This window comes from Streptomyces sp. NBC_00820, from assembly GCF_036347055.1.
GTDB lineage: Bacteria > Actinomycetota > Actinomycetes > Streptomycetales > Streptomycetaceae > Streptomyces.
The window spans coordinates 573,105-596,554 of record NZ_CP108882.1 but is presented as its reverse complement, the minus strand read 5'-3'; the positions used below and the strand labels follow the sequence as shown (position 1 = coordinate 596,554).

Genomic DNA, 23,450 nt, shown 5'->3' with positions numbered 1-23,450 from the left:
CCTACAGCGGGCGCTGCCGGCGGACCGCGTACTGGTCCATGAGCTTGCCGCGGGTCGTCTCCAGGCGGTGGGCGAGGATCTCGGCGACCGTGCGCACCAGTGAGAGGCCGAGCAGCGGGTCCTCCACGCACAGCCCGAGCACCGAGGGTCCGTCGAACTCGTAGGCCCGTACGTTGCTGAAGGCCACGGCCCCGAAGTCCCACTCGTACGGCGGGAAGAGCCAGGACCAGCCGAGCATGTCGCCGGCACCGAGCGTGGCCACGGTGACCCACTGCCGGGAGGTGACCTGCTGGTCCAGGGAGACCGCGCCCGAGCGGATGACCCAGAAGCGGTCGGCGGTGCCGCCCGCCTGGAAGATGCGGGCGTCCTCGGGGAAGGAGACCTCCTTGGCCAGCTCCATCAGGCGCTCACGCTGGGCCTGCGGCAGGGCGGTCAGCAGTTTTATCGCTTTGGTCATGGCGCGGGGCTCCTCGCCGGCAGCGGTTCGGGTGCTTTCCCTAAGCCCATTTCAGCCGCTGCCGCCGGACCGGGCACCTCGAAGGTCCGGGTTCCGGGTGGCCGTCTGTGCCGGAGGCATGAAAAAGCCCTGGCTGGACGGGGGAAACCAGCCAGGGCCGTATGCGGTGATGGGCGAAGGACGCGCGGACGGAACCGGTTCACTCCGCCACCACTTATGGGTGAACGATAAACCACCTGCCCGGCACCCGCGCAAGCAGTAACGGGTCACGTGACCTGTTTCACTTCGGCTCGCTCCTTCGCCTTCTCCGGCCGCGCCACGCTGATGCCGAGCGGGCGGGCCAGGCCCGAGACCGCCTCGTCCAGCCGCTGGAGGTGCCGCAGTACCCGGTCGGTCACCCGGCCGTAGCGCGGCGAGCCCAGGGTGCCCGGCTCCAGCATCGACGCGATGCTCGGACCGGTCTCCAGCTCGGCCGTGGAGTGCGGGTCCCGGACGTGCGCGGCGATCGCCTCGATGTTGTGCAGGATTCGCCGGCACACCCCGCGCAGCCGTGGGTCCGCCGCGATCGACGGGTTGCTCGGCAGCAGCTCGGCGGTGGCCGCGAGCGCACGCGCGTGGTACGCGCAGGTCTCCAGCAGTGCCACCAGGTAGCGCACGGTGTCCCGGCGCGTGCGCATCGGGGTGATCGGGTGCGTCAGCGGCTGTGTGGCCGCCCGCAGATCGGCCAGTGCCTGGTCCAGGTCGCGCGCCTTGTCCACCAGATCGGTGTGCGGCGTACCGCTGAGCTGGTCCACGGCGGCCCGCGTGACGTCCGCGAGCTTGTCGAGGACGTCGGCGAGCAGCTCGTTGGTGTGCCGGTCGGTGTCGACCGGCAGCACCAGCACCGCGGCCAGCACTCCGCAGACCGCGCCCAGCACCGTCTCCTCCACGCGCAGCAGCAGCACCGCCATGCTGTAGGTGTTGAGAAGCGTGTACAGCAGTCCCAGGGCGGCCGTCACGAAGAACGACAGCAGTGTGTAGGACAGGGGTGCGGTGTAGAACATCGCGAAGATGCACACCAGCACCAGCGCGAACGCCGTCCACGTGTGGTGCCCGACCAGCCCGGCCAGCCCGACACCGGCCACCACGCCGAGGACCGTGCCGAGCACCCGGCGGTACCCCTTCACCAGGATCTCGCCGGTGGACACGGTGTTGACGAACACGATCCAGCAGGTCAGCACCGCCCAGTACCAGCGCCTGCTGGACAGCAGCTCACCCGCGCCGATCGCCAGCGCGGAACCCACCGCCACCTGGACGGCGGACCGGGTGGTGAGCCGCTGCAGTCCGGCCGGTTCCGGCTCGGTCTCCTCGCTGCCCTCGATGGCGGCGTTCTCGGCGTCGAGCTCCTCGCGGGAGCGGGCCGTCTCCGGGCTGTCGTCGGACTCGTCCTGCGCCCCCTCCAGCGCGGTCCGCAGCCCGAGCACGGCCCGCGTGGCCTCGCCGAGGCCCCGGAACACGTCCTGCACGGGCGGGGAGGCCTTCGGCAGGTTCCCTTCCTCGCGGTATCCGAGCAGCCGGTTGCGGACCTGCGCCAGCGCCGTCCCCGAGGCCTCGCCGGCCGGCCGCAGCACCAGCAGGCGCAGCGCCTCCAGGTCCCGGCGCAGCTTGGTCCGCGCCTCCTCCCGCACCGGCATCTCGCCGATCTTCAGGTGGGCGCCCGGCAGGTGCAGGGTGAGGGTGTTGGTGCGCTCGGCACTGCGCGCGGTGAGCAGCATCAGCCCGAGCCGCTCCCCGGCGATCTCGGCGTCGGCGATCCGGCGCTCCAGCAGCCGTGCCACCGCGGGGTCGGGGACGCTGTAGTCCAGACGGCCCTGGATCTCCAGTGCCGTCTCGTGCAGGCGGGCGGTGCTGGTGCGCAGGTCCTTGAGGACCTTGTCCACGTCCTCGGGCTCGGCGTCCAGAAGCTCGGCCTGAATGGCGATCAACTGGCCGAGCCGCGCCCGGAAGGCCCGCCGCAGCCGGTCCAGCGTGCCCGCCGGGGTCTGCGGCAGCAGCACGAACCGGGCGAGGGCGCTGCAGCCGAACGCGACGGCGATGACGAGGCTGAGGGCGGGCAGCGAGGGGATGGTCGCCCCGACGAACAGCGCCACGAAGTAGATCTGGAAGACGATCACCCCGAGCGCCGTGCCGCGCTCGCCGAAGCGGCGGCTGTAGACGGCGCCGAAGATGATCAGGACGAAGCACATGTCGCTCGCCACCGGCCACCGGTTCAGCAGCGCCCCCAGCGAGATCGAGGCGAACGCCACGGGCACGCTGAGCGCGAGGGTGACGGCCTGCGCGGCCGGGTGCTTCTCCCGGATGGCGAAGGTCGCGGCCATCGCCGTCATGGCGCCCGCGACCAGCTGGGGCACCGGTACCTGCAGCGCGGCCAGCACGCCGAGGGTGAGCGCGACGGAGAACATGTTGCGCATGCCCGCGGTGAGCCTGAGCAGACCGGGATCGGACGCCGCGATCCGGTCCCACAGGCCCACCCGCACCGCTCGGCTCAGTGCCCTCACGCCGCCGCGCTCTCTCTCCCGTTCCGAAAGTGATCTCCGGTCCAGCATGGCACGGCGGGTGCCGGTTACCTGCTTTGGGCCAGCGTGTGCGCCACGAGCGCGTTGGCGTGCCCGTGCCCGAGACCGTGCTCGGACTTCGGCCAGGCGACCAGCTCCATCTCGGCCATGCCGGCGTCTCCTTCGTGTGACGTGTTCTGGTCACCGATGAAGACCGCCGGCCCTCCCGCGAATGATCGACGTTCGCCGGTGATCCGGGTCACACCACCCAGGTGGTTCCGGGCGTGTCAGGAACGTTCGGTGCCCTGGCTCTCCCGTACCTCGGCGCGGACCTGCTCGGGCGTCAGGTAGGAGTCGGTGTACTCGAAGTCCTTCAGGCGGGCGGGCCTGCCCCGCTGGAAGCCGGTGCGGACGAAGTCGTCGCCGGCGACCGCGTTCAGCAGCCAGTTGACCAGGACCCGGATCTTGGCGACGTTGGTGCGCAGCGCGGACCAGTGGTAGCCGCGGGCCACGATCTGCGCGAGCAGCCCGCGCAGTTCGATGCCGAGCGGCTTGGAGACGGCGTCCTTGCCGCCGAGGTCGACGACGAGTCCCAGGTCCGTGTGGACGTACGGCTGGAGCGGCTCGCCGCGCAGCGCGGCGATGACGTTCTGCGCGGCCCTCCTGCCCTGCCGCATCGCGTGCTGGGCGGTGGGCGGGCAGACCGCCCCCTCCTCGTGCTTGGCCAGGTCGGGCACCGCCGCGGCGTCGCCGAGCGCGAACACCCCGTCGTGGCCGGGCACGGTCATCTCCGGGGTGACCGCGAGCCGCCCGCGGACCTTCTTCGCGTCGAACGTGTCGATCAGGGGGCTGCCGACCACGCCGGCCGTCCAGATCAGTGTGTGCGTCGGGACGACCCGGCCGTCGGTGAAGGTGACCGAGTCCTCGCTCACCTTCTCGACCGACACGCCCAGCGAGACGTCGATGCCGCGCCGGCGCAGGATCTCCATCGCGCTGCGGCCGAGCCGGTCGCCCAGTTCGGGCATGAGCTTCGGCGCGATGTCGATCAGGTGCCACTTGATCAGACCCGGGTCCAGGCGGGGGTAGCGCTTGACGGCGGCGTGGGTCAGGCGCTGCAGGCAGGCCGCGGTCTCGGTGCCCGCGTACCCTCCGCCGACCACCACGAACTGCAGCCGTGCCTCGCGTTCGGCCGGGTCGCCGCTGGCGTCGGCGAGGTCCAGCTGGGAGATGACGTGGTCGCGGACGTAGGCGGCCTCGGCGAGGGTCTTCATGCCGATGGCGTGTTCGGCCAGGCCCGGGATGTCGAAGGTGCGGGTCACGCTGCCCGGTGTCAGCACCAGGTAGTCGTAGGGTTCGTTGACGATCTCGTCGGTGATGGTGCGGATGACGCAGACCTTGGCCTCCGGGTCCACGCCGATCGCGCCGCCCGGGATGATCCGGGTGCGGTACTTCTCGCTGCGGCGCAGCGAGAGGGCGATGGACTGCGGGGTGAGGACGCCGGAGGCGACCTGGGGCAGCAGCGGAAGGTACAGCTGGTAGGAGTACGGCGTCACCAGCGTGACGTCCGCTTCGCCCGGCGCTAGTTCACGCTCCAGACGGCGGACGCACTCGACTCCGGCGAAGCCCGCACCCACCACCAGGATCCTGGGTCGTGTCACGGTGTTCATCCCTCTCTCTGGCTCCAGGCGGTCCGACTCGACGCCGTTCGCATGCCCTGGACCGTCGCCGCCACACCGATCCCACCGTGGCCCGGGCCGTTCCGCCAGCCGGCCGCGGCAGGCAGACGAACGCGCGGGCACCAGCATGCCCCCGCACCGGACACGCCATCCGGGAATCGCCCGGACGAGCTTTCGCGCGTGCGTACGCCCGACCGGCGTCCGGGGCCGCGGGCGGACCGCGCGCCGGTCACCAGGGGAGGAAGACGTGGATGTCCTTGCCGTGGTCCTCCACGACCACGCTCACCTGATCGCTCAGGGTGCGCACCAGGTGCCAGCCGATACCGCCGCCGCCCGCGCTCGGGCGGAACGGCCGCGGCTCCGGCCGGACCCGGCTGGTGTCGTGCATCGTCACGTGCACCCCGTCGAAGGTGCGGCGCATCCGCAGCCCGAACGGTCCGGGCGCGTACTGGATCGCGTTGGCGGCCAGTTCCGTGACGACCAGCAGGATGTCGTCCCAGTACTCGGGCGCGCCGGGCGGCGCCCGCCGCGCGAGGGAGCGCAGGAACGCCTCCGCGGCGAGCCGCGCGCCCGTGACGTTGCGCAGCTCGCCCGGAAAGGCGTACGCACACTCGTACCGCTCCTCCGAGGAAGATGTGTCGTCCCTGCGCGGCTCCGTCGGCATCTCGTGTTTCTCCGGCCCCGGCCGTGAGGGAGCGGCTCGACCTGATACGGACGGGGCGGTCGGCGTCGCGGATCACTCCCCACGCTGCGGGTTCCCACACCAGGGCCGGGTAAGCGCCCACCGCGCCGGTGATCCTCCGGACCGGTGATCCCTTCCGCCGGAAGAGGCCGCCCGGTCTACCGGAAGACGTCGTCCGGCTCGTCCCAGTCGGCCGGTTCCTGCGGGGTCGGCCGCCGTATCGCGCGGGAGCGCGCCTCGTACATCGCGTCGATCTCGGCGGCGTAGTACCGCGCGATGGCGTCACGGCGCAGCTTCAGGGACGGGGTCAGCAGGCCGTTGTCCGGGCCGAAGGGTTCCTGGACAACCCGGTAGACCCGGATGGACTCCGCCCGGGACACCGAACTGTTGGCCGAGGCGATGGCCCGGCCGAGCTCCTCCCGCAGCGCGCTCTCCTCGCGGCTCTCCCGGCCCGCGGAGTCCCCCTGGAGGGCCAGCGCGCCCCGCCAGTGCGTGAGGAACTCCGGATCCAGGGTGATCAGCGCCCCCACGCACGGCCGGTCGTCGCCGACGACCACCGCCTGGTGGACCAGTGGATGCATGCGCAGCCGCTGCTCCAGCGGCGCCGGCGCCACGCTCTTGCCGCTGCTGGTGACGAGGACGTCCTTCTTGCGTCCGGTGATCGTCAGATAGCCCTCGGAGTCCAGCTGGCCGATGTCCCCGGTGGCCAGCCAGCCGCTGTGCAGCACGGCCCGGGTGCGCGCCTCGTCACCGATGTAGCCCTGGAACACCGACGGCCCGCGCACCAGGATCTCCCCGTCGTCGGCCACCTGGATCTCGGTCCCCGGCACCGGCACGCCCACCGTCCCCGACTTCCCCCGCCCGAGCGGCTGCACCGTGATCCCGCCGGCGGTCTCGGTCAGCCCGTACCCGTCGCCGATGGCCATGCCGATGCCCTCGTAGAACAGGGACATCTCCCGGCTGAGCGAGGAGCCGCCCGACGAGCCCCGCAGCGCGCGCCCGCCGAACGCCGAGCGCAGCTTGCGGTACACCGTCCGCTCGTACAGGGCGTGCTGGAGGCGGAGTTCCAGGTTGGGGCCAGGTCCGCTGCCCAGCCGGCGGCGCTCCTCCGCCTCCGCGAAGTCCCGCGCCGTCTGCGCCGCCCGCTCGAACACCGCACCCCGGCCCGCCTGTTGGGCCGTACGCAGGAAGGTCTTGTACAGCTTCTCGAACACCGACGGCACCCCGTACACGTACGTCGGCCGGAAGGAGCGCAGTGCCGAGGCCAGTGAGGCCTCGTTCATCTCCGGCTCGTGTGCCATCAGGATCCCGCCCCGCAGGCACATCTGCTGGACCATGATCCCGTACACGTGTGAGAACGGCAGGAACGCCAGTATCGACGGCCGTTCACCGGCCGGCGCCGCGGTGTGGCCCCAGCCGGCCAGCAGGGTGTCGCAGGGATAGGCCAGGTTCCGGTGGCTCAGCGCACAGCCCAGCGGCCGTCCCGAGGTGCCGGAGGTGTAGGCGACGGCCGCCGTCGAGTCCGGCAGCACGATCCGGCGCAACGACTCCACCGTGGTCAGCGGGATGATCGCGCCCCGCTCGGTGAGCTGGGCGAGTGCGCCCGCGTCCAGTTGCCACACGTGCTGGAGCCGGGGGAGCGCCGCGCACACCGTGCCGACGGTCATGGCGCCCTGCTCGTCCTCGACCGCCACGGCCACACAGCCGGCGTCCCGAAGGATCCACTCCACCTGCTCGCGCGACGACGTCGGATGGACGGGGACGACCTCCGCGCCGAGCGTCCACAGCGCGTGCGCCAGTACCGTCCACTCGTGGCGGGTACGGGCCATCATCGCCACGCGGTGGCCCGGCGAGATCCCCGCGGCGACCAACCCCTTGGCCACGTCGACCACTTCGTCGCGCAGCTCGACCGCCGTCACCTCCTCCCACTCCTCGGAGGACGGGTCCCGGCGCCGCGCGAGCAGCGGCAGGGTGGGGTCGCGGTCCGCGGTCTCGAAGACGGTGTCGGCGAGCCCGCCGGTGAGCGGCGGGACGGCCGGTGGAGCGAGGTCGTCGTCGCGCATTGCACTGCTCCCGGGTGTACGGAGGGTGACTTTGCCGATCGGATCCGTCGTCGGCGGTGCTCGAATGTAGCCCAGGGAAGCGCTTTCGTGGCCCGGAACAGGCAAGTCGTGATCGGCTGATGATCTGCGCGTGTCCGGCGGTGGCCGAGAGGTGCCGTCCCGGCCCGATCCCGGCACACCGCCGGGGACGCCACCAGGGGCAGTCACGGGTCCGTACGACCCCGACTGCCCCTGGAACGGGCGCTGCTGTCCGCAGGTCAGCGCACGGGCGTCAGCCAGACCGTGGCCAGCGGCGGCAGCGTCACCCGCAGGAACCCGTCCTCCGGCGCGAGCGCCGCGGCGGCACCGGTGTCCACGCCCCCGCCGCCGTAGCGCGGGTCGTCCGTGTTGAGCGCCTCCCGCCAGGCGGGGACCCCCTCCGGGGCCCCCAGCAGGTAGTCGTGGCGGACGACCGGGGAGAAGTTCGACACCGCCAGCAGGGGCGAGCCCGTGCGGTCGTGGCGGACGAACGCGAAGACGTTGTCCTCGGCCGCGTCGCACAGCACCCAGCGGAAGGCCGCCGGGTCGGTGTCCCGCTCCCACAGCGCCGGCGTGGCCCGGTACCGCGCGTTCAGGTCCCGTACCAGCTCCCGCACACCCCGGTGGTCGCCCGCGGAGTGGTAGTCCTCGTCCAGCAGCCACCACTCGGGGCCGTGTTCCGCCGACCACTCCGCACCCTGCGCGAACTCCTGCCCCATGAAGAGGAGTTGCTTGCCGGGGTGGGCCCACATGAAGCCCAGGTAGGCGCGGTGGTTCGCGCGCCGCTGCCACCAGTCGCCCGGCATCTTCGACACCAGCGCCTGCTTGCCGTGCACGACCTCGTCGTGGGAGATGGGCAGGACGTAGTTCTCGCTGTAGGCGTACACCATCGAGAAGGTCATCTCGTGGTGGTGGTACTTGCGGTGCACCGGCTCGTGCTGGATGTACTGGAGCGAGTCGTGCATCCAGCCCATGTTCCACTTCAGCCCGAACCCGAGGCCCCCGCTGTCCGTCGGCCGGGTCACCCCGTCCCAGGCGGTGGACTCCTCGGCGATGGTCACCACCCCGGGGCAGCGCCGGTAGACGGTCGCGTTCATCTCCTGCAGGAAGGCGACCGCGCCCAGGTCCTCCCGCCCGCCGAAGACGTTCGGCTCCCACTGACCGGAGTCGCGCGAGTAGTCGAGGTAGAGCATCGAGGCGACGGCGTCGACGCGCAGGCCGTCGATGTGGAACTCCTCGCACCAGTACACGGCGTTCGCCACGAGGAAGTTGCGCACCTCGGTACGGGCGAAGTCGAACTCGTACGTCCCCCAGTCCGGGTGCTCGGCCCGCCGCGAGTCCCCGGGCTCGTACAGCGGGTCCCCGTCGAACCGGGCCAGCGCCCAGTCGTCCTTGGGGAAGTGGGCCGGTACCCAGTCCATGATCACGCCGATCCCGGCCCGGTGCAGCGCGTCGACGAGGTACTTGAAGTCGTCGGGCGAGCCGAGGCGGGGCGTCGGCGCGTAGTACGAGGTGACCTGGTAGCCCCAGGAGCCGGAGAAGGGGTGTCCGGCGACCGGCATCAGCTCCACATGCGTGAAGCCCATCTCCCGCACGTACGCGGGCAGTTCGTCAGCCAGCTGACGATACGTCAAGCCGGGTCGCCAGGAGGCCAGATGCACCTCGTACACCGAGAACGGCGCCTCGTGCACCGGGGCGTCGCCCCGATGGGCCATCCAGTCGGCGTCGTCCCACTCGTACCGCGACACCGCGACGACGGACGCGGTCGCGGGCGGCATCTCCGTGCGCCGGGCCATGGGGTCCGCCTTCAGGAAGCGACCGCCGTGGCGCGACGTGATCTCGAACTTGTACCGGGCGCCCTCGCCGACGCCCGGCACGAACAGCTCCCACACCCCGGACGCGCCCAGTGAACGCATCGGGTACTGCGTGCCGTCCCAGTACGTGAAGTCCCCGGCGACCCTGACCCCTTGTGCGTTCGGCGCCCACACGGTGAACCGGGTACCGGCCACCCCCTGGTGGGTCATCGGCTCGGCGCCCAGCGCCTTCCACAGCTGCTCGTGCCGGCCCTCACGGACGAGATGCAGGTCCAGCTCGCCGAGGGCGGGCACGAAGCGGTAGGGGTCCTCCACCTCCTGTTCGCCGTCGTCGTACGCCACGAGCAGCCGGTACGAGGGGATCTGCGCGTAGGGCAGCACGGCGGCGAAGAGCCCGTCGCCCTGCGGGACCAGGCTGTTGCGCATCCCGTCCACCAGCACGCTCACGGTGCGGGCGTTCGGACGCAGGGCCCGGAACAGGGTGCCGCCCGGCACCGGGTGCGCGCCCAGCAGCGCGTGCGGGTCGTGGTGCGCGCCGCCGAGCAGGCGGTCGCGGTCGGCCCGGTCGAGGGGGAGCGCCGCGTGGCGGACGGGACCCGCGGCCTCGGGGAGGGAGGTGTCGCGCAGTGCCATGACGTCAGCCCCCCCACACGGCGAGCCGCTTGATCGCGGCCATCGGGACCGGCAGCCAGTCCGGCCGGTGTCTCGCTTCGTACAGCACCTCGTACACCGCCCTGTCTGTTTCGTGCGCGCGCAGCAGCGCGTGCTTCTTGCGTGGATCCCAGCCTGCCCGCGCGGCATAGCCCGCGCAGAACGCCTCCCGGCAGCGGCGCGCCCATTCGGGTCGCCAGGGGCGGCGCTGCCGGGCCGCGTAGTCGAAGGAGCGCAGCATCCCGGCGACGTCCCGCACCGGGGAGTGCGCGGCCCGCCGCTCGGAGAGCGGACGGGAGGGCTCGCCCTCGAAGTCGATGACGAACCAGTCGTGTCCGGCCCGCAGCACCTGTCCGAGGTGCAGATCGCCGTGGATGCGCTGGGCGGGTGGCCCGGCGTCGCAGGTCGCCAGCGCGCCGAACGCCGCCCGCAGACCGGGCACGAACGGCCGCAGTCCGGGCACGGCGCGCGCGGCCGCCTCCAGCCGCGCGCACATCGCCTCCGCGGTACGGCCGTTCTCGCCCTGCCCGGCCGGGGGGAACGCATCGGCCAGCGCCACGTGCACCTCGGCCATCGCCCGGCCCAGCTCGCTCGCCTCGGTGGTGAAGTCCTCGCCCGCGGCGAGGGCGCGCAACGCCAGCGTCCAGCCGTCGGTGGCGTCCGGCAGGAACGGCTGCAGCACACCCAGCGTGGCCGGGCGCGGAGCGGTCGTGCTGAACCACGCCACCGGAGCGGGCACCCGCCGGCAGCCCTGCGCGGCCAGTGCGCCCGGCACCTCCAGGTCGGGGTTGACGCCCGGCTGGATGCGGCGGAACACCTTCAGGATGTACGCGTCGCCGTACACGATCGAGGAGTTGGACTGCTCGGCGTCCAGCAGCCGGGGCGGAAGGCCGCCGGGCAGTCCGGCGCCCGGGGCCGCCTCGAAGCTCAGCGGGCCCGCGGTGCCGGGCTGCCGCAGCCGTTCCAGCAGCAGGTTCGCGGCGTGCGGGTCGTGCAGGGCGTCGTAGACGGCGAGGCCCGCCAGCGGGCCCCGCTCGGCGCGGCCGATGAACGCCCGCTCCAGGCGCGGGGAGCGCTGCTCGCGCAGGCCGAGCAGCAGCTGGTAGCAGTCGCCGGGCGGGGTGGTGCCGCCCGGGGTGGGCACCGGCGCGTGCGAGGCGTGCACCAGCAGATGCAGACAGCCCGGGAACAGCTCGGTCATGGACAGCACCGACAGATCGGTGACCGGCCGGTCCTTGCCCGCGAACCAGCGCTGTTCGGGCAGCCAGTCGTGCAGCAGCCCGCCCAGCGAGGCGAGCGGCCGTTCGGCTCCGTCGGCGGTTCTGGGCCGGAGAGTGATGGTCTTCGGCATGGTGACGCGTCCTTTCCTCGGCGCCGGAGCCTCAGCGGCGGCGGCCGATGCGGGATGCGACTCGGGTGAGCCGGAACCAGTAGAAGCCGTGGCCCGCGAGGGTGAGCAGGTACGGCAGTTCGCCGATCGCGGGGAATCGCACCCCGCCGATCAGTTCGACGGGGTGCCGCCCGTCGTAGGTCCGCAGGTCGAGTTCGGTGGGCTGCGCGAACCGGGAGAAGTTGTGCACGCACAGCACGAGGTCGTCCTCGTACTCCCGCAGGAAGGCGATCACCGCCGGGTTGGACGAGGGGAGTTCGGTGAACGAGCCCAGTCCGAAGGCGGGATTCTGCTTGCGGATCTCGATCATGCGGCGGGTCCAGTGCAGCAGGCTGGACGGCGAGGACATGGCGGCCTCGACGTTGGTGACCTGGTAGCCGTGGACGGGGTCCATGATCGTGGGCAGGAACAGGCGCCCGGGGTCGCAGGACGAGAAGCCGGCGTTGCGGTCGGGGGTCCACTGCATCGGGGTGCGGACCGCGTCGCGGTCGCCGAGCCAGATGTTGTCGCCCATGCCGATCTCGTCGCCGTAGTAGAGGATCGGTGATCCGGGCAGGGAGAGCAGCAGGGCGGTGAACAGCTCGATCTGGTTGCGGTCGTTGTCGAGCAGGGGTGCGAGGCGGCGGCGGATGCCGATGTTGGCGCGCATCCGCGGGTCCTTGGCGTACTCGGCCCACATGTAGTCGCGTTCCTCGTCGGTGACCATTTCGAGGGTCAGCTCGTCGTGGTTGCGCAGGAAGATGCCCCACTGGCAGTTCGAGGGAATGGCCGGGGTCTTGGCGAGGATCTCGGACACGGGGTGACGGGACTCGCGTCGTACGGCCATGAAGATGCGGGGCATGACGGGGAAGTGGAACGCCATGTGGCACTCGTCGCCGCCGGAGGAGTAGTCGCCGAAGTAGTCGACCACGTCCTCGGGCCACTGGTTGGCCTCGGCCAGCAGCACGGTGTCCGGATACATCGCGTCGATCTCGCGGCGTACCCGCTTGAGGAAGGCGTGGGAGGCGGGCAGGTTCTCGCAGTTGGTGCCCTCGGCCGCGTAGAGATAGGGGACCGCGTCGAGCCGGAAGCCGTCGATGCCGAGATCCAGCCAGAACCGCAGGGCGGCCAGGATCTCCTCCTGCACGGCCGGGTTCTCGTAGTTGAGGTCCGGCTGGTGGGAGAAGAAGCGGTGGAAGAAGTACTGGCCGCGCACGGGGTCGAAGGTCCAGTTGGAGGCCTCGGTGTCGACGAAGATGATCCGGGCGTCCTCGTACTGCTTGTCGTCGTCGGCCCACATGTAGTAGTCGCCGTACGGGCCCTCGGGGTTCTTGCGGGACTCCTGGAACCACGGGTGCTGGTCGCTGGTGTGGTTCATGACGAAGTCGATGATGACGCGCATGCCGCGCTGGTGGGCGGCGTCGACGAACTCCACGAAGTCGGCGAGGTCACCGAACTCTGGGAGTACGGCCGTGTAGTCCGAGACGTCGTAACCGCCGTCACGCAGCGGGGACTTGAAGAACGGCGGCAGCCACAGGCAGTCGACCCCGAGCCATTGCAGGTAGTCGAGCCGGGCGGTCAGGCCCTTGAGGTCGCCGACGCCGTCGCCGTCGCTGTCCTGGAAGGAGCGGACCAGCACCTCGTAGAAGACGGCGCGTTTGAACCACTCCGGGTCCCGGTCCTTGGCGGGAGTGTCCTCAAAAGTGTCCAGCACGGGTTCGTTGACAGTCATGAGGCTGCGGGCCCTCCGATCTGGGGCGTCGATCGCCCGACGTGGAGCACGTGCGCCGGCACCCGGCCGGGGGAGAGTCGCACGTAGTTGGTCCTGCCCCAGTGGTAGGTCTCCCCTGTCAGTTCGTCGTGTACGGACAGGGCAGCGTTCCGGTCCAGGCCGAGTTGCGGCATGTCCAACGAGACCGTGGCCTCCTGGGTGTGATGCGGGTCGAGGTTGACGACCACGATGACCGTGTCCGTCCCCGTGCTCTTGCTGTAGGCGAGCACCGAGTCGTTGTCGGTCGGATGGAAGCGGAGATTGCGCAGGCGCTGTAGCGCGGGGTGCTGCCGGCGGATGGTGTTGAGCCGGGTGATCAGGGGTGCGATGGTGCGGCCCTCGCGTGCGGCGGCCTCCCAGTCGCGGTGGACGAGCTGGTACTTCTCCGAGTCGAGGTAGTCCTCGCCGCCCTCGCGCTGGGGGGTGTTCTCGCAGAGTTCGTAGCCGCTGTAGATGCCCCAGGAGGGGGACAGGGTCGCGGCGAGGACGGCGCGGATCTCGAAGGCGGGCCGGCCGCCGTGCTGGAGGTAGGCGTGCAGGATGTCGGGGGTGTTGGCGAAGAAGTTCGGCCGCATCCAGGCCGCCGCCTCACCCGACAGCTCGGTCAGGTAGTCCGTCAGCGCCTGCTTGCTGTTGCGCCAGGTGAAGTACGTGTACGACTGCTGGAAACCGACCTGCGCCAGGGTGTGCATCATCGCCGGACGGGTGAACGCCTCCGCCAGGAAGATCACGTCCGGGTCGGCCGAGTTGACCTCACCGATCACCCGCTCCCAGAAGACCACCGGCTTGGTGTGCGGGTTGTCGACGCGGAAGATCCGCACCCCGTGCTCCATCCAGTGCCGCAGCACCCGCACGGTCTCCGCGACCAGGCCGTCCATGTCGGCGTCGAAGGCGACGGGGTAGATGTCCTGGTACTTCTTCGGCGGATTCTCCGCGTAGGCGATCGTGCCGTCCGGCCGGTGGTGGAACCACTCCGGGTACTTGTGCACCCAGGGGTGGTCGGGGGAGCACTGGAGGGCGAAGTCCAACGCCACCTCCAGACCCAACTCCCGCGCCCGGCCCACGAAGTGGTCGAAGTCGTCGAGCGTGCCCAGATCGGGATGGACGGCGTCGTGACCGCCCTCGGGCGAACCGATCGCCCACGGCACACCGACGTCGTCGGGACCCGCGGTCAGCGTGTTGTTGCGGCCCTTGCGAAACGTCGTCCCGATCGGATGCACCGGCGGCAGATAGACCACGTCGAAGCCCATCTCCGCGATCGCCTCAAGCCGCCGGGCGGCGGTGCGGAAGGTACCGTGCGCACCCTCCGCCGCACCCTCCGAACGCGGGAAGAACTCGTACCAGGAGCCGTACAGCGCCCGCTCCCGCTCCACCAGCAGCGGCATCGGATCCGACGCCGAGACCAGCTCCCGCAGCGGATACCGGGTGAGCAGCTCGGCCACCTCCGCCGACAGGGCGCCCGTGAGGCGGTCCCGCACCGACAGGGTGTCGTCGCCGAGGGCCGTGGCGGCCGCCAGCACCAGGTTCCGCTCCGGCCCCTTGGGCACCCCGGCGGCCGCGCGCTCGTGGAGTTCGGCGCCCTCCTCCAGGACCAGGCCGACGTCGATACCGGCCGGCACCTTCACCCCCGCGATGTGCCGCCAGGTCGTCAGCGGATCGCTCCAGGCCTCCACCCGGTACGTCCAGCGGCCGGTGGCGTCAGGGGTGATCTCCGCGCCCCAGAGGTCGCTGCCGGGGCTCAGCTCACGCATCGGGGTCCACGGGCCGCGACGGCCCTTCGGATCGCGCAGGACCACATTGGCACCCACCGCGTCATGTCCCTCACGGAACACGGTGGCGGTGACCTGGAACGTTTCTCCGGTCACCGCCTTCGCCGGGCGCCTGCCGCACTCCACGGCCGGCCGGACGTCACGTACCGGTACGCGGCCGATCGCCGGGGTCCTGCGCATGTTTCTCACCTCCGCCGTGCGCGAAGCCGGGCACCGGGCCCGGCTTCGCGATCCGAGAAACGGGGCGGCCGTCGCCGTCCCGAGGGGAACGCCATGAACGGTGCCAGGTCAGGAGCTTGGCGCCGTGGAACGCCGCTCCGACGGCGGCGCGCGACGGGCCGCCCGGCCCGGCTGGGGCCGGCTGTCCTGCTCGCGCAGATAGCCGGCCAGGGTGGAACGCAGATACCGCTCGGCCGCGTCCGCCGCCTCGCGGGCGCAGCGTTTTCCCATCAGCACACACAGGGTGTAGCCGGAATCCTCGAAGGTGGCCCGGACCGCGCGGTCGTGGGGCGAGGCGAGCATCTCGCGCTCCCATGCCCGGTAACGCCGCAACTGCCGGGCCACTTCGGCCTTGGCGGGTAGCAGCATGGCCCTCATTCACCTTCCACGCTCTCGACTGGGCGCGCTCCCGGCGGTCGGGTGGCGTCCGCGCAGGGAGAGGCACGGAACCGTTACGGCGATCGAGGCTTTCACTCATGGTGCACGTATGGACACACAACGTCCTGTTGGACGTTCAACGACCCGGCCGTTCGTGATGCTCGTGTTGCACGAATGGCGTAGCGACCCCACTGTGGAGGTGACTCAGAAGCGATCGAAGCTCACGTTACGTGTCCGGGATCCCTCCCGGGCGGGCGGGGGATCGGGAGCTTCGCCGGTGAGGAGCAAGCGACGATGAAGACCGCAGTGCCCTGCTACTACCACCTCGACGTGGAAGTCAGCCCGGAACGGGTGGGACAGGTCAGCCGCATCCTGGCCGCCCACCTCCGCTATTGGGACCTGGAGAACCTCGTGGTCCCCGTCCGCCGCGGCACCGAACTGCTGCTGCGGGCGATCGACCAGCATGCCACCGACAAGGCCACGTCGATCGAGATGTGGTGGAACGGCCAGCACCTCATCACCGCCGTCGGCGGGGACGACCGGGACCTGCGCCCCGACCAGGACCTGCGGGCCTGCCTGGCCGACATCGCCGCCATGAGCGACGGCTGGGGATGCTGCGCCACGGAGACCGGCAGCAAGATCATCTGGTTCTCCCAGCGGGCCCGTGCCGGGCAGCGCGTCCCGCTGGTCCCGCTCGCCCCTGCGCCGAGCCTGCGCCAGGTGCTGCAAGTGCCGCGCGCGCTGCGGGTGGCCTCGGTGGCCGCACCGGCCGCGGCCATGGACGACGCCCTCCACGACGCCTTCGAGGGCGCCTTGGAGGGTGCCCGGTGACGTCGCGGAAGTCCCGGAAAGGGGTGCCCGTGTGGAGCGGGCACCCCTACCCGTTGGGTGCCTCCTACGACGGGCAGGGCACCAATTTCGCGCTGTTCAGCGAGGTCGCCGAGGGCGTGGAGCTGATCCTGGTCGACGACAAGGGTGCCCGGACCCGCGTGCCGCTGCACGAGGTCGACGGATTCGTGTGGCACGCCTACCTGCCCGGAGTCGGGCCCGGCCAGCGCTACGGCTACCGCGTGTACGGGCCCTGGCAGCCGTCACTCGGCAACCGCTGCAACCCCGCGAAGCTCCTGCTCGACCCGTACGCGCGGGCGGTGGACGGCCAGATCGACAACCACGCCTCACTCTACGAGCGCGCCGCCGACGGCCCCACGCCGGGCGACAGCTCCGGGCACTCGATGCTCGGCGTGGTCACCGACCCGTACTTCGACTGGGGCGACGACCGTCCGCCGGCCCGGCCCTACGCCGAGTCCGTCATCTACGAGGCCCACGTGCGCGGGATGACCCGCACCCATCCGGAGGTGCCCGAGCGGCTCAGGGGCACCTACGCGGGTCTCGCCCACCCCGCGGTCACCGAACACCTCACCTCGCTCGGCGTCACCGCGGTCGAGCTGATGCCGGTCCACCAGTTCGTCCAGGACGGCGTCCTGCAGGACCGGGGTCTGTCCAACTACTGGGGCTACAACACCATCGGCTTCTTCGCCCCGCACAACGCCTACGCCGCCCTCGGCTCGCTCGGACAGCAGGTCGACGAGTTCAAGGCGATGGTGAAGGCGCTGCACGCGGCGGGCCTGGAAGTGATCCTCGACGTGGTCTACAACCACACCGCCGAGGGCAACGAGATGGGCCCCACGCTGTCGTTCCGGGGCATCGACAACGCCTCCTACTACCGTCTGGTCGACGGTGACTGGGCGCACTACTACGACACCACCGGCACCGGCAACAGCCTGCTCATGCGGCATCCTCACGTGCTCCAGCTGATCATGGACTCGCTGCGGTACTGGGTCACCGAGATGCACGTCGACGGCTTCCGCTTCGACCTCGCGGCCACGCTCGCCCGGCAGTTCCACGAGGTGGACCGGCTGTCGGCGTTCTTCGACCTGATCCAGCAGGACCCGGTGATCAGCCGCGTCAAGCTCATCGCCGAGCCCTGGGACCTCGGCGAGGGCGGCTACCAGGTGGGCAACTTCCCGCCGCTGTGGTCGGAGTGGAACGGCCGCTACCGGGACGCAGTACGGGACTTCTGGCGGGCCGAGCCCGGCTCGCTCGGCGAGTTCGCCTCCCGGCTGACCGGCTCCTCCGACCTCTACCAGCACAGCCGGCGCCGGCCGCGCGCGAGCGTCAACTTCGTCACCGCGCACGACGGTTTCACCCTGCGCGACCTGGTGTCGTACAACGACAAGCACAACGAGGCCAACGGGGAGGGCAACCGGGACGGCGAGAGCGTCAACCGGTCCTGGAACTGCGGGGCGGAGGGCGACACCGACGACCGGACCGTCCTCGAACTGCGCGCCCGCCAGCAGCGCAACTTCCTGGCCACGCTGCTGCTGAGCCAGGGCATCCCGATGCTCGGCCACGGCGACGAACTCGGGCGCACCCAGCGGGGCAACAACAACGCCTACTGCCAGGACAACGAAGTCTCCTGGGTGGACTGGGAGCTGACCGACGAGCAGCGCACCCTCACCGACTTCGCCCGGTACGTCATCAACCTGCGCGCCGAGCACCCCGTGCTGCGCCGCCGCCGCTTCTTCCGCGGGGAGACCGCCACCCACCCCGACCAGCCCCTGCCCGACCTGACCTGGCTGCGGCCCGACGCCCGCGAGATGACCGACCGGGACTGGCAGCGCAGCGACGCGCACTCCGTCGGCGTGTTCCTCAACGGCGACGCCATCGCCGAACGCGACTCCTACGGCCGGCGCGTCGTCGACGACTCCTTCCTGCTGCTCCTCAACGGCTACTGGGAACCGGTCGACTTCCGGCTCCCCGACGCCTCCTACGGCGAACGCTGGGCCACCCTGATCGACACCGCGGACCCCGACGGCACGCCCGACGAGCGCGAGCACAAGGCGGGCACCCGCCTGCGCGTGGAGCCCCGCAGCATGGTCGTGCTGTCCCGCCCCTCGACCAGGAGATGACCCCGAGCGGCCCCGCCGCCGTCTCGCGACGGCCCCACCTCACCGGTCACCACCGCCACCGCGGATGTCTCGCGGTGGCGGTGACGTGTGTGTGGGCGGTCAGTGGGCGTGGCGGGACGTCACCGTGAACTGGGCGCCGTCCGGGTCCCGCAGAATCGCCTCCTGGTCGTCCTCGCGCAGGACGCTGCCGCCGTGCTTCTCGGCCGCGCGGGCACAGGCCGCGACGTCCGTGACCGTGAAATGAATCTGCCAGTGCGGCCGAACGGAGGGGTCGGGAGTCGCTTCCACCGCGCCCGAGTCGATACGCGCGACCGCGTCGCCCCGGCTGCGCAGGACCACCTCGCCGCCCTCGTACTCGACCTCGCAGCACCCCGGTTTCCCGGAGGCCCAGTCGAGGATCTCGCCGTAGAAGATCGCGGAGTCGAAGGCGTTGCGGGTGTGCAGCCGGATGAAGGTCGGGGCCGCGCGGCGCCACGTCTCCCAGTTGGAGACCAGTTCGCCCTGCCAGATGCCGAAGGTGGCTCCGTCGCGGTCGGCGAGGAGCGCGGCACGGCCCGGCGGGAAGGACAGCGGTCCGACCGCGGCCGTACCGCCGCGCTCGCGGGCGCGGGCCACGGCCACGTCGGCGTCCGGCACCGCGAAGTACGGCGTCCAGGCCACCGTCATCTGCCACATGTCGGCGACCGCCGCGATCCCGGCCACCGGCACGCCGCCCGCCAGCGCGATCCGGAAGTGGTCGCCGAGCTTGGCGCCACGCCATCGCCAGCCCAGGACGGCCGTGTAGAAGTCCTGGGTGGTCTGCCGGTCGCGGCTGGTCAGGCTCACCCAGCACGGCGCACCGAAGACGGAGTGGGTGGAGACGATCTCCCTGTTCTTCCTCGGTTCACCGCTGAGAGGGGTCTCTTGGGTCATTGCGGTCGCGTCCTGCTCTCGGGGCCCGGCGGCCACCGCTCTGCGAACAGTGTCCAACCGGATGGGGGTGGGATGCCTGTCGAGTACCCCGGTGGCAGGGGGCCAGGCGAGTGAGCAGCATGGAGGGTATGGCGGAGAGCGAGCCGGACCGGATCACCGAGCTGCGGACGGAAGTCGATCAGCTGAAGGAGGCCGTGACCTCCCACGCGGTCGTCGACCAGGCGATCGGGATGATGGTGGCCCTCGGCCGGATCTCGCCGGACCAGGGGTGGGAGGTGCTCAAGGAGGTCTCCCAGCACACCAACATCAAGCTGCGCACCATCGCGGAGCTGATCCTCGTCTGGGGCCGCCGGGGTGACATCGAGCCCGAGATCCGCGCGGAACTGGAGAGCGCGCTCGACCGGTACGGACCTACACAGGTCCCCGGCGCCGAGCAGGGCACCGTACCCGTGGTGACGGGGCCGGAGGGGCGGGAGAGACCGGAGGGGACGGAGAGGCCGGAGGGGACGGAGAGGGTGCAGGCGCCGGAGACGCCGCAGGCGCCGGCGGAGGTCGTGCCAGCCGTGACGGAGGAGATCTCCGGGTGTCCGGAGGAGTGAGGCTCGGCCGTCCGTCGGCTCCGTGAGGCTCAGCCGCGTTCCTCCGAGAGCAGCTCCGTGCGGAGCCGGTCGCAGCAGCCGCTGAGCAGCCGGGAGACGTGCATCTGCGAGATGCCGAGCTGCTCGGCGATCCGGCTCTGTGTCATGCCCCGGAAGAAGCGCAGGTAGAGGATGACGCGCTCACGTTCGGGCAGCGCCGCCAGACACGGCTTGACCGCCGCGCGGTCGACCACGAGGTCGAAGCCGGGGTCCGCCTCCCCCAGGGAGTCGCCGAGCGCGTACCCGTCCGTACCGGCCACCTCCGCGTCGAGGGACAGCGCCGAGAAGCACTCCAGGGCCTCCAGCCCGGTGCGCACCTCGGCCTCGGTGAGCCGGGTGTGCGCGGCGATCTCGGCGACGGTGGGAGCGTGGCCCGAGGTGGTCTGGGCCAGTTCCTTCATGGCGCCGCGCACCCTGTTCCGCAGGTCCTGGACCCGGCGTGGCACGTGCAGGGTCCACATGTGGTCGCGGAAGTGGCGCTTGATCTCGCCGGTGATGGTGGGGACCGCGTAGGCCTCGAAGGCGCGGCCGCGCTCCGGATCGAAATGGTCCACGGCCTTGACCAGGCCCAGCGCGGCCACCTGGTACAGGTCCTCCAGTGACTCCCCGCGGCCGCGGAAGCGCACCGCTATCCGCTCGGCCATGGGCAGCCAGAGCCGGACCAGCTCGTCCCGCAGCGCGCGGCGCTCGGGGCCGTCCGGCAGCGCGGCGAGCCGTTCGAAGGACTCGGCCGTGTCGGGGGCGTCGTCGTGGGGATGGGGCTTCGTGCAGCCAGTGACAGGCATTGCTCGTACTTCCTCGGCAGGTGGGTGACAGTCACCGTGGGAGGGCACGCTCGGACCGGGCACATCGACATCGGGGGCCGGTCTGAGCCGGGTCCCACGGACGTGCCTCCTGGCCGAAGCACGGGGGGTTGATTCCCCCGGACGGGTGAATCGAAACAAATGCCCCCATAAGGTGCATTTGGGTCCGCCTCTCGCGTCCACGCTCGCGCCCGCCTCTTGACCTGGCCTTGAGGCGGTTGCCTCTGCAGTCCGCGCGATTACCTCTGCGACAGAGGTAATCTTGTGATGTGAACGCGGAATCCCTCGCGGAGGAGCTCGCCGACTCTCTGGTCCGGATCCAGCGACTGATCCGGCGCCGGCTGCGCGCCGGCCTCACCGGGCCGAGGCTGCGTGGCGCCGAGGTCGAACTGCTGCGCCTGGTCGAGGGCCGTCCGGGCGTCGGTGTCTCGGAGGCCGCCCGGGAGCTGCGTCTGGCGGGCAACTCCGTGTCGACCCTCGTCAACCACCTCGTCCGCGACGGCTACCTGGTCCGCGAGACCGACCCGGCCGACCGGCGGGCCGCCCGTCTGCTCCTCACCGACGCCGCCCGGACCCGCCTGGAGGACTGGCGCCACCGACGCGCCGAACTGGTCGCCCGGCAGGTGTCCCGGCTCGACGAGGCCGACCGCGAGGCCCTGTACGCGGCGCTCCCGGCGTTGCGGAAGCTGGCCGCCGCCCTGCACGAGGAGGCCGAGGAAGCATGACGACCGCCCCCGACGACACCCCCGCCCCCTCCGACGCCCCCGTTGACGCGGACCCCGCTGTCGCCCCCGGCGCGGACCCCGCCGTCGTCCCCGTCGATGCAGCCGGTTCGGCCGCCCGTTCCGACGCCTCCGCCCCCGCCGAGGCCGTCGCCTGTACGCGGCTCGCCTACGCCTTCGGCGACACCAACGCCGTCGACGGGCTCGATCTCACCGTCCGCGAGGGCGAGGTGTTCGGGCTGCTCGGACCCAACGGCGCCGGCAAGACCACCGCCATCCGCTGCATCACCACGCTGCTGCCGGTACCGGCGGGCACGGTCCGCGTCTTCGGCCACGACGCCGCCAAGGAGCGCATGGCGGTGCGCCGCCTCCTCGGCTACGTCCCGCAGCAGCTGTCCGCCGACAGCGGACTCACCGGACGCGAGAACGTGGCCCTCTTCGCCCGCGTCTTCGACGTGCCGCGCCGCGAGCGCGCCGAACGCGTCGCCCAGGCACTCGCGGCCGTCGACCTCGCCGACGCGGCCGACCGCCTGGCCGGCACCTACTCCGGCGGCATGGTCCGCCGCCTCGAACTCGCCCAGGCCCTGGTCAGCGCGCCCCGGCTGCTGATCCTCGACGAGCCCACCATCGGCCTGGACCCCATCGCCCGCACCAGCGTCTGGGCGCACATCGACGCCGTCCGTGCCGCCACCGGCATGACCGTCCTGGTCACCACCCACTACATGGACGAGGCCGACCAGTACTGCGACCGGGTCGGCCTGATGCACCGGGGCCGCGTCCGCGCCCTGGGTACCCCGGACGAACTGCGCCGGGGCCTGGCCGAGCGCCGGGAGACGGACACCCTGCCCACGCTCGAGGACGTGTTCCGGGAGGTCGCCGGCAGTGGCCTCGGCGACCGGGACCGTTCAGGAGGAGACTTCCGCGATGTCCGAAGCACCCGCCGCACCGCCCGCCGCGTCGGCTGACGGCACCACAGCCCGTGCCGGTACCACCGGTCCTCCCACTCCGGCCGGTCCTGTCGTCTCGGCCGCCGCCACTTCCCTGCTGCTCACCCCGCCCCGCCCCCGTGCGGGCTGGCGGCTGCTGCCCGCCCGGGTCGTCGCCATGTGCGCCGTCGAACTGCAGAAGCTGCGCCACGACCGCACCGAGCTGTACACACGGGCCGTCCAGCCGGCCCTGTGGCTGCTGATCTTCGGCCAGACCTTCACCCGGATCCACGCGATTCCCACCGGCGGCATCCCGTACATCGACTACCTGGCGCCCGGCATCATCGCCCAGTCCGCGATGTTCATCGCGATCTTCTACGGCATCCAGATCATCTGGGAGCGCGACGCCGGCATCCTGAACAAGCTGCTGGTCACTCCGACCCCCCGCTCGGCGCTGATCACCGGCAAGGCGTTCGCGGCCGGAGTGAAGGCGCTGATCCAGGCCGTCGTCGTGATCGTCATCGCCGCCGCGCTCGGCGTCGCCCTCACCTGGAACCCGCTGCGGCTGCTCGGCGTCGCCGCGGCCGTGATCCTCGCCTCCGCCTTCTTCTCGTGCCTGTCGATGACCATCGCCGGCATCGTCCTCAGCCGCGACCGGCTGATGGGCTTCGGGCAGGCGATCACGATGCCGCTCTTCTTCGGCTCCAACGCCCTGTATCCCGTCTCGGTGATGCCGGGCTGGCTCCAGGCCGTCAGCAAGGTGAACCCGCTCAGCTACCAGGTGGACGCCCTGCGCGGGCTCCTGCTCGGCACGCCCGCCCATCTCGGCGCCGATTTCGGTGTCCTGGCGGTGGCCGCGGCCCTCGGCATCGCCGCGGCCTCCTCGCTGCTCGGCCGCCTGGCCCGCTGATCTTGCCGCCGACGTGATGTACGGCACGCCCCCGAACCCGGCCCCGAGGCCCGCCGGGGGGATTTTTCCTGGGCAGCGCTTGATCACTGATCAAAGCGGGTGAATCACCTGGCCACGGCGTATTCCGCTCATTTGACAGTGCGCTGAGCACACGGATAGACAGCAGCTC

Annotated in this window: 18 protein-coding genes and 1 pseudogene; 6 read left to right on the top strand and 13 right to left on the bottom strand. The window is 71.3% G+C overall.

Annotated elements, in window-relative coordinates:
- Position 1 precedes the first annotated feature (1 nt).
- The 11 genes from OIB37_RS02800 to OIB37_RS02750 form a co-directional block, all read right to left on the bottom strand.
- Positions 2-457 carry a cyclic nucleotide-binding domain-containing protein gene (locus OIB37_RS02800; protein WP_330455888.1) on the bottom strand — a complete coding sequence of 152 codons (456 nt, stop codon included), beginning with the start codon at positions 455-457 and terminating at the stop codon, positions 2-4.
- 266 nt (positions 458-723) lie between these two features.
- On the bottom strand, positions 724-2,994 hold the full coding sequence (locus OIB37_RS02795) for an FUSC family protein (protein ID WP_443058108.1): 2,271 nt from the start codon (positions 2,992-2,994) through the stop codon (positions 724-726).
- Positions 2,995-3,059: 65 nt separating this feature from the next.
- Positions 3,060-3,200 carry a DUF4287 domain-containing protein gene (locus OIB37_RS02790; RefSeq protein ID WP_443058252.1) on the bottom strand — a complete coding sequence of 47 codons (141 nt, stop codon included), beginning with the start codon at positions 3,198-3,200 and terminating at the stop codon, positions 3,060-3,062.
- Between the two features lie 78 nt (positions 3,201-3,278).
- Positions 3,279-4,658, bottom strand: coding sequence for an NAD(P)/FAD-dependent oxidoreductase (locus OIB37_RS02785; RefSeq protein WP_330455886.1), 1,380 nt, complete (start codon positions 4,656-4,658; stop codon positions 3,279-3,281).
- 238 nt (positions 4,659-4,896) lie between these two features.
- Positions 4,897-5,331 carry an ATP-binding protein gene (locus tag OIB37_RS02780; RefSeq protein WP_330455885.1) on the bottom strand — a complete coding sequence of 145 codons (435 nt, stop codon included), beginning with the start codon at positions 5,329-5,331 and terminating at the stop codon, positions 4,897-4,899.
- Positions 5,332-5,507: 176 nt separating this feature from the next.
- Entirely contained in the window at positions 5,508-7,412 is a 1,905-nt protein-coding gene (locus OIB37_RS02775) for an AMP-dependent synthetase/ligase (protein WP_330455884.1), read from the bottom strand.
- 257 nt (positions 7,413-7,669) lie between these two features.
- Positions 7,670-9,877, bottom strand: coding sequence for a 1,4-alpha-glucan branching enzyme (gene glgB / locus OIB37_RS02770; protein ID WP_330455883.1), 2,208 nt, complete (start codon positions 9,875-9,877; stop codon positions 7,670-7,672).
- A 4-nt stretch (positions 9,878-9,881) separates the two neighbouring features.
- Positions 9,882-11,246 carry a maltokinase N-terminal cap-like domain-containing protein gene (locus OIB37_RS02765; protein ID WP_330455882.1) on the bottom strand — a complete coding sequence of 455 codons (1,365 nt, stop codon included), beginning with the start codon at positions 11,244-11,246 and terminating at the stop codon, positions 9,882-9,884.
- 31 nt (positions 11,247-11,277) lie between these two features.
- Positions 11,278-12,996 (bottom strand): maltose alpha-D-glucosyltransferase, encoded by a 1,719-nt coding sequence (gene treS, locus OIB37_RS02760; RefSeq protein ID WP_330455881.1) that lies wholly within the window; start codon positions 12,994-12,996, stop codon positions 11,278-11,280.
- Positions 12,993-14,984: an alpha-1,4-glucan--maltose-1-phosphate maltosyltransferase gene (locus tag OIB37_RS02755; RefSeq protein ID WP_330455880.1), complete on the bottom strand. Its 1,992-nt coding sequence runs from the start codon at positions 14,982-14,984 to the stop codon at positions 12,993-12,995. The genes treS and OIB37_RS02755 overlap by 4 nt, the downstream gene beginning before the upstream one ends.
- A 108-nt stretch (positions 14,985-15,092) precedes the next feature.
- On the bottom strand, positions 15,093-15,392 hold the full coding sequence (locus OIB37_RS02750) for a DUF5133 domain-containing protein (RefSeq protein ID WP_330455879.1): 300 nt from the start codon (positions 15,390-15,392) through the stop codon (positions 15,093-15,095).
- Between the two features lie 303 nt (positions 15,393-15,695).
- Between OIB37_RS02750 and OIB37_RS02745 the strand changes: the two genes are divergently transcribed.
- Complete coding sequence (locus OIB37_RS02745; protein ID WP_330455878.1) at positions 15,696-16,232, top strand: pep a2; 537 nt, start codon at positions 15,696-15,698, stop codon at positions 16,230-16,232.
- 23 nt (positions 16,233-16,255) lie between these two features.
- On the top strand, positions 16,256-18,370 hold the full coding sequence (gene glgX, locus OIB37_RS02740; protein ID WP_330461757.1) for a glycogen debranching protein GlgX: 2,115 nt from the start codon (positions 16,256-16,258) through the stop codon (positions 18,368-18,370).
- Positions 18,371-18,469: 99 nt separating this feature from the next.
- Here the strand turns inward: glgX and OIB37_RS02735 are convergent, their stop codons facing one another.
- Entirely contained in the window at positions 18,470-19,282 is an 813-nt protein-coding gene (locus tag OIB37_RS02735; protein WP_330455877.1) for a VOC family protein, read from the bottom strand.
- Positions 19,283-19,410: 128 nt separating this feature from the next.
- Here OIB37_RS02735 and OIB37_RS02730 point away from each other — a divergent pair.
- A pseudogene (locus tag OIB37_RS02730) lies at positions 19,411-19,713 on the top strand (ANTAR domain-containing protein); the annotation flags it as partial.
- 197 nt (positions 19,714-19,910) lie between these two features.
- On the opposite strand, the gene OIB37_RS02725 reads toward OIB37_RS02730, so the two are convergent.
- The gene (locus tag OIB37_RS02725) at positions 19,911-20,705 is read right to left on the bottom strand and encodes an RNA polymerase sigma factor SigF (RefSeq protein WP_330455876.1); all 795 of its coding nucleotides are present in this window, start codon (positions 20,703-20,705) and stop codon (positions 19,911-19,913) included.
- A gap of 287 nt (positions 20,706-20,992) precedes the next feature.
- Here OIB37_RS02725 and OIB37_RS02720 point away from each other — a divergent pair, with 287 nt between their 5' ends.
- The 3 genes from OIB37_RS02720 to OIB37_RS02710 are packed head-to-tail and all read left to right on the top strand — an operon-like array spanning position 20,993 to position 23,281.
- Positions 20,993-21,448: a MarR family winged helix-turn-helix transcriptional regulator gene (locus OIB37_RS02720; protein WP_330455875.1), complete on the top strand. Its 456-nt coding sequence runs from the start codon at positions 20,993-20,995 to the stop codon at positions 21,446-21,448.
- A complete protein-coding gene (locus OIB37_RS02715) occupies positions 21,445-22,410 on the top strand; it encodes an ABC transporter ATP-binding protein (protein WP_330455874.1) in 966 nt (321 codons plus the stop codon). The genes OIB37_RS02720 and OIB37_RS02715 overlap by 4 nt, the downstream gene beginning before the upstream one ends.
- Entirely contained in the window at positions 22,370-23,281 is a 912-nt protein-coding gene (locus OIB37_RS02710; RefSeq protein WP_330455873.1) for an ABC transporter permease, read from the top strand. The genes OIB37_RS02715 and OIB37_RS02710 overlap by 41 nt, the downstream gene beginning before the upstream one ends.
- Positions 23,282-23,450 lie beyond the last annotated feature (169 nt).

What these genes read in the sequence shown, in the direction of transcription:
- OIB37_RS02710 (WP_330455873.1), top strand. Translation starts at nt 22,370, where the DNA reads ATGTCCGAAGCACCCGCCGCACCGCCCGCCGCGTCGGCTGACGGCACC.
- OIB37_RS02745 (WP_330455878.1), top strand. Translation starts at nt 15,696, where the DNA reads ATGAAGACCGCAGTGCCCTGCTACTACCACCTCGACGTGGAAGTCAGC.
- OIB37_RS02775 (WP_330455884.1), bottom strand. Translation starts at nt 7,412, where the DNA reads ATGCGCGACGACGACCTCGCTCCACCGGCCGTCCCGCCGCTCACCGGC.
- OIB37_RS02785 (WP_330455886.1), bottom strand. Translation starts at nt 4,658, where the DNA reads ATGAACACCGTGACACGACCCAGGATCCTGGTGGTGGGTGCGGGCTTC.
- glgB (WP_330455883.1), bottom strand. Translation starts at nt 9,877, where the DNA reads ATGGCACTGCGCGACACCTCCCTCCCCGAGGCCGCGGGTCCCGTCCGC.
- OIB37_RS02715 (WP_330455874.1), top strand. Translation starts at nt 21,445, where the DNA reads ATGACGACCGCCCCCGACGACACCCCCGCCCCCTCCGACGCCCCCGTT.
- OIB37_RS02735 (WP_330455877.1), bottom strand. Translation starts at nt 19,282, where the DNA reads ATGACCCAAGAGACCCCTCTCAGCGGTGAACCGAGGAAGAACAGGGAG.
- treS (WP_330455881.1), bottom strand. Translation starts at nt 12,996, where the DNA reads ATGACTGTCAACGAACCCGTGCTGGACACTTTTGAGGACACTCCCGCC.
- OIB37_RS02755 (WP_330455880.1), bottom strand. Translation starts at nt 14,984, where the DNA reads ATGCGCAGGACCCCGGCGATCGGCCGCGTACCGGTACGTGACGTCCGG.
- OIB37_RS02750 (WP_330455879.1), bottom strand. Translation starts at nt 15,392, where the DNA reads ATGCTGCTACCCGCCAAGGCCGAAGTGGCCCGGCAGTTGCGGCGTTAC.
- OIB37_RS02765 (WP_330455882.1), bottom strand. Translation starts at nt 11,246, where the DNA reads ATGCCGAAGACCATCACTCTCCGGCCCAGAACCGCCGACGGAGCCGAA.
- OIB37_RS02725 (WP_330455876.1), bottom strand. Translation starts at nt 20,705, where the DNA reads ATGCCTGTCACTGGCTGCACGAAGCCCCATCCCCACGACGACGCCCCC.
- OIB37_RS02780 (WP_330455885.1), bottom strand. Translation starts at nt 5,331, where the DNA reads ATGCCGACGGAGCCGCGCAGGGACGACACATCTTCCTCGGAGGAGCGG.
- OIB37_RS02800 (WP_330455888.1), bottom strand. Translation starts at nt 457, where the DNA reads ATGACCAAAGCGATAAAACTGCTGACCGCCCTGCCGCAGGCCCAGCGT.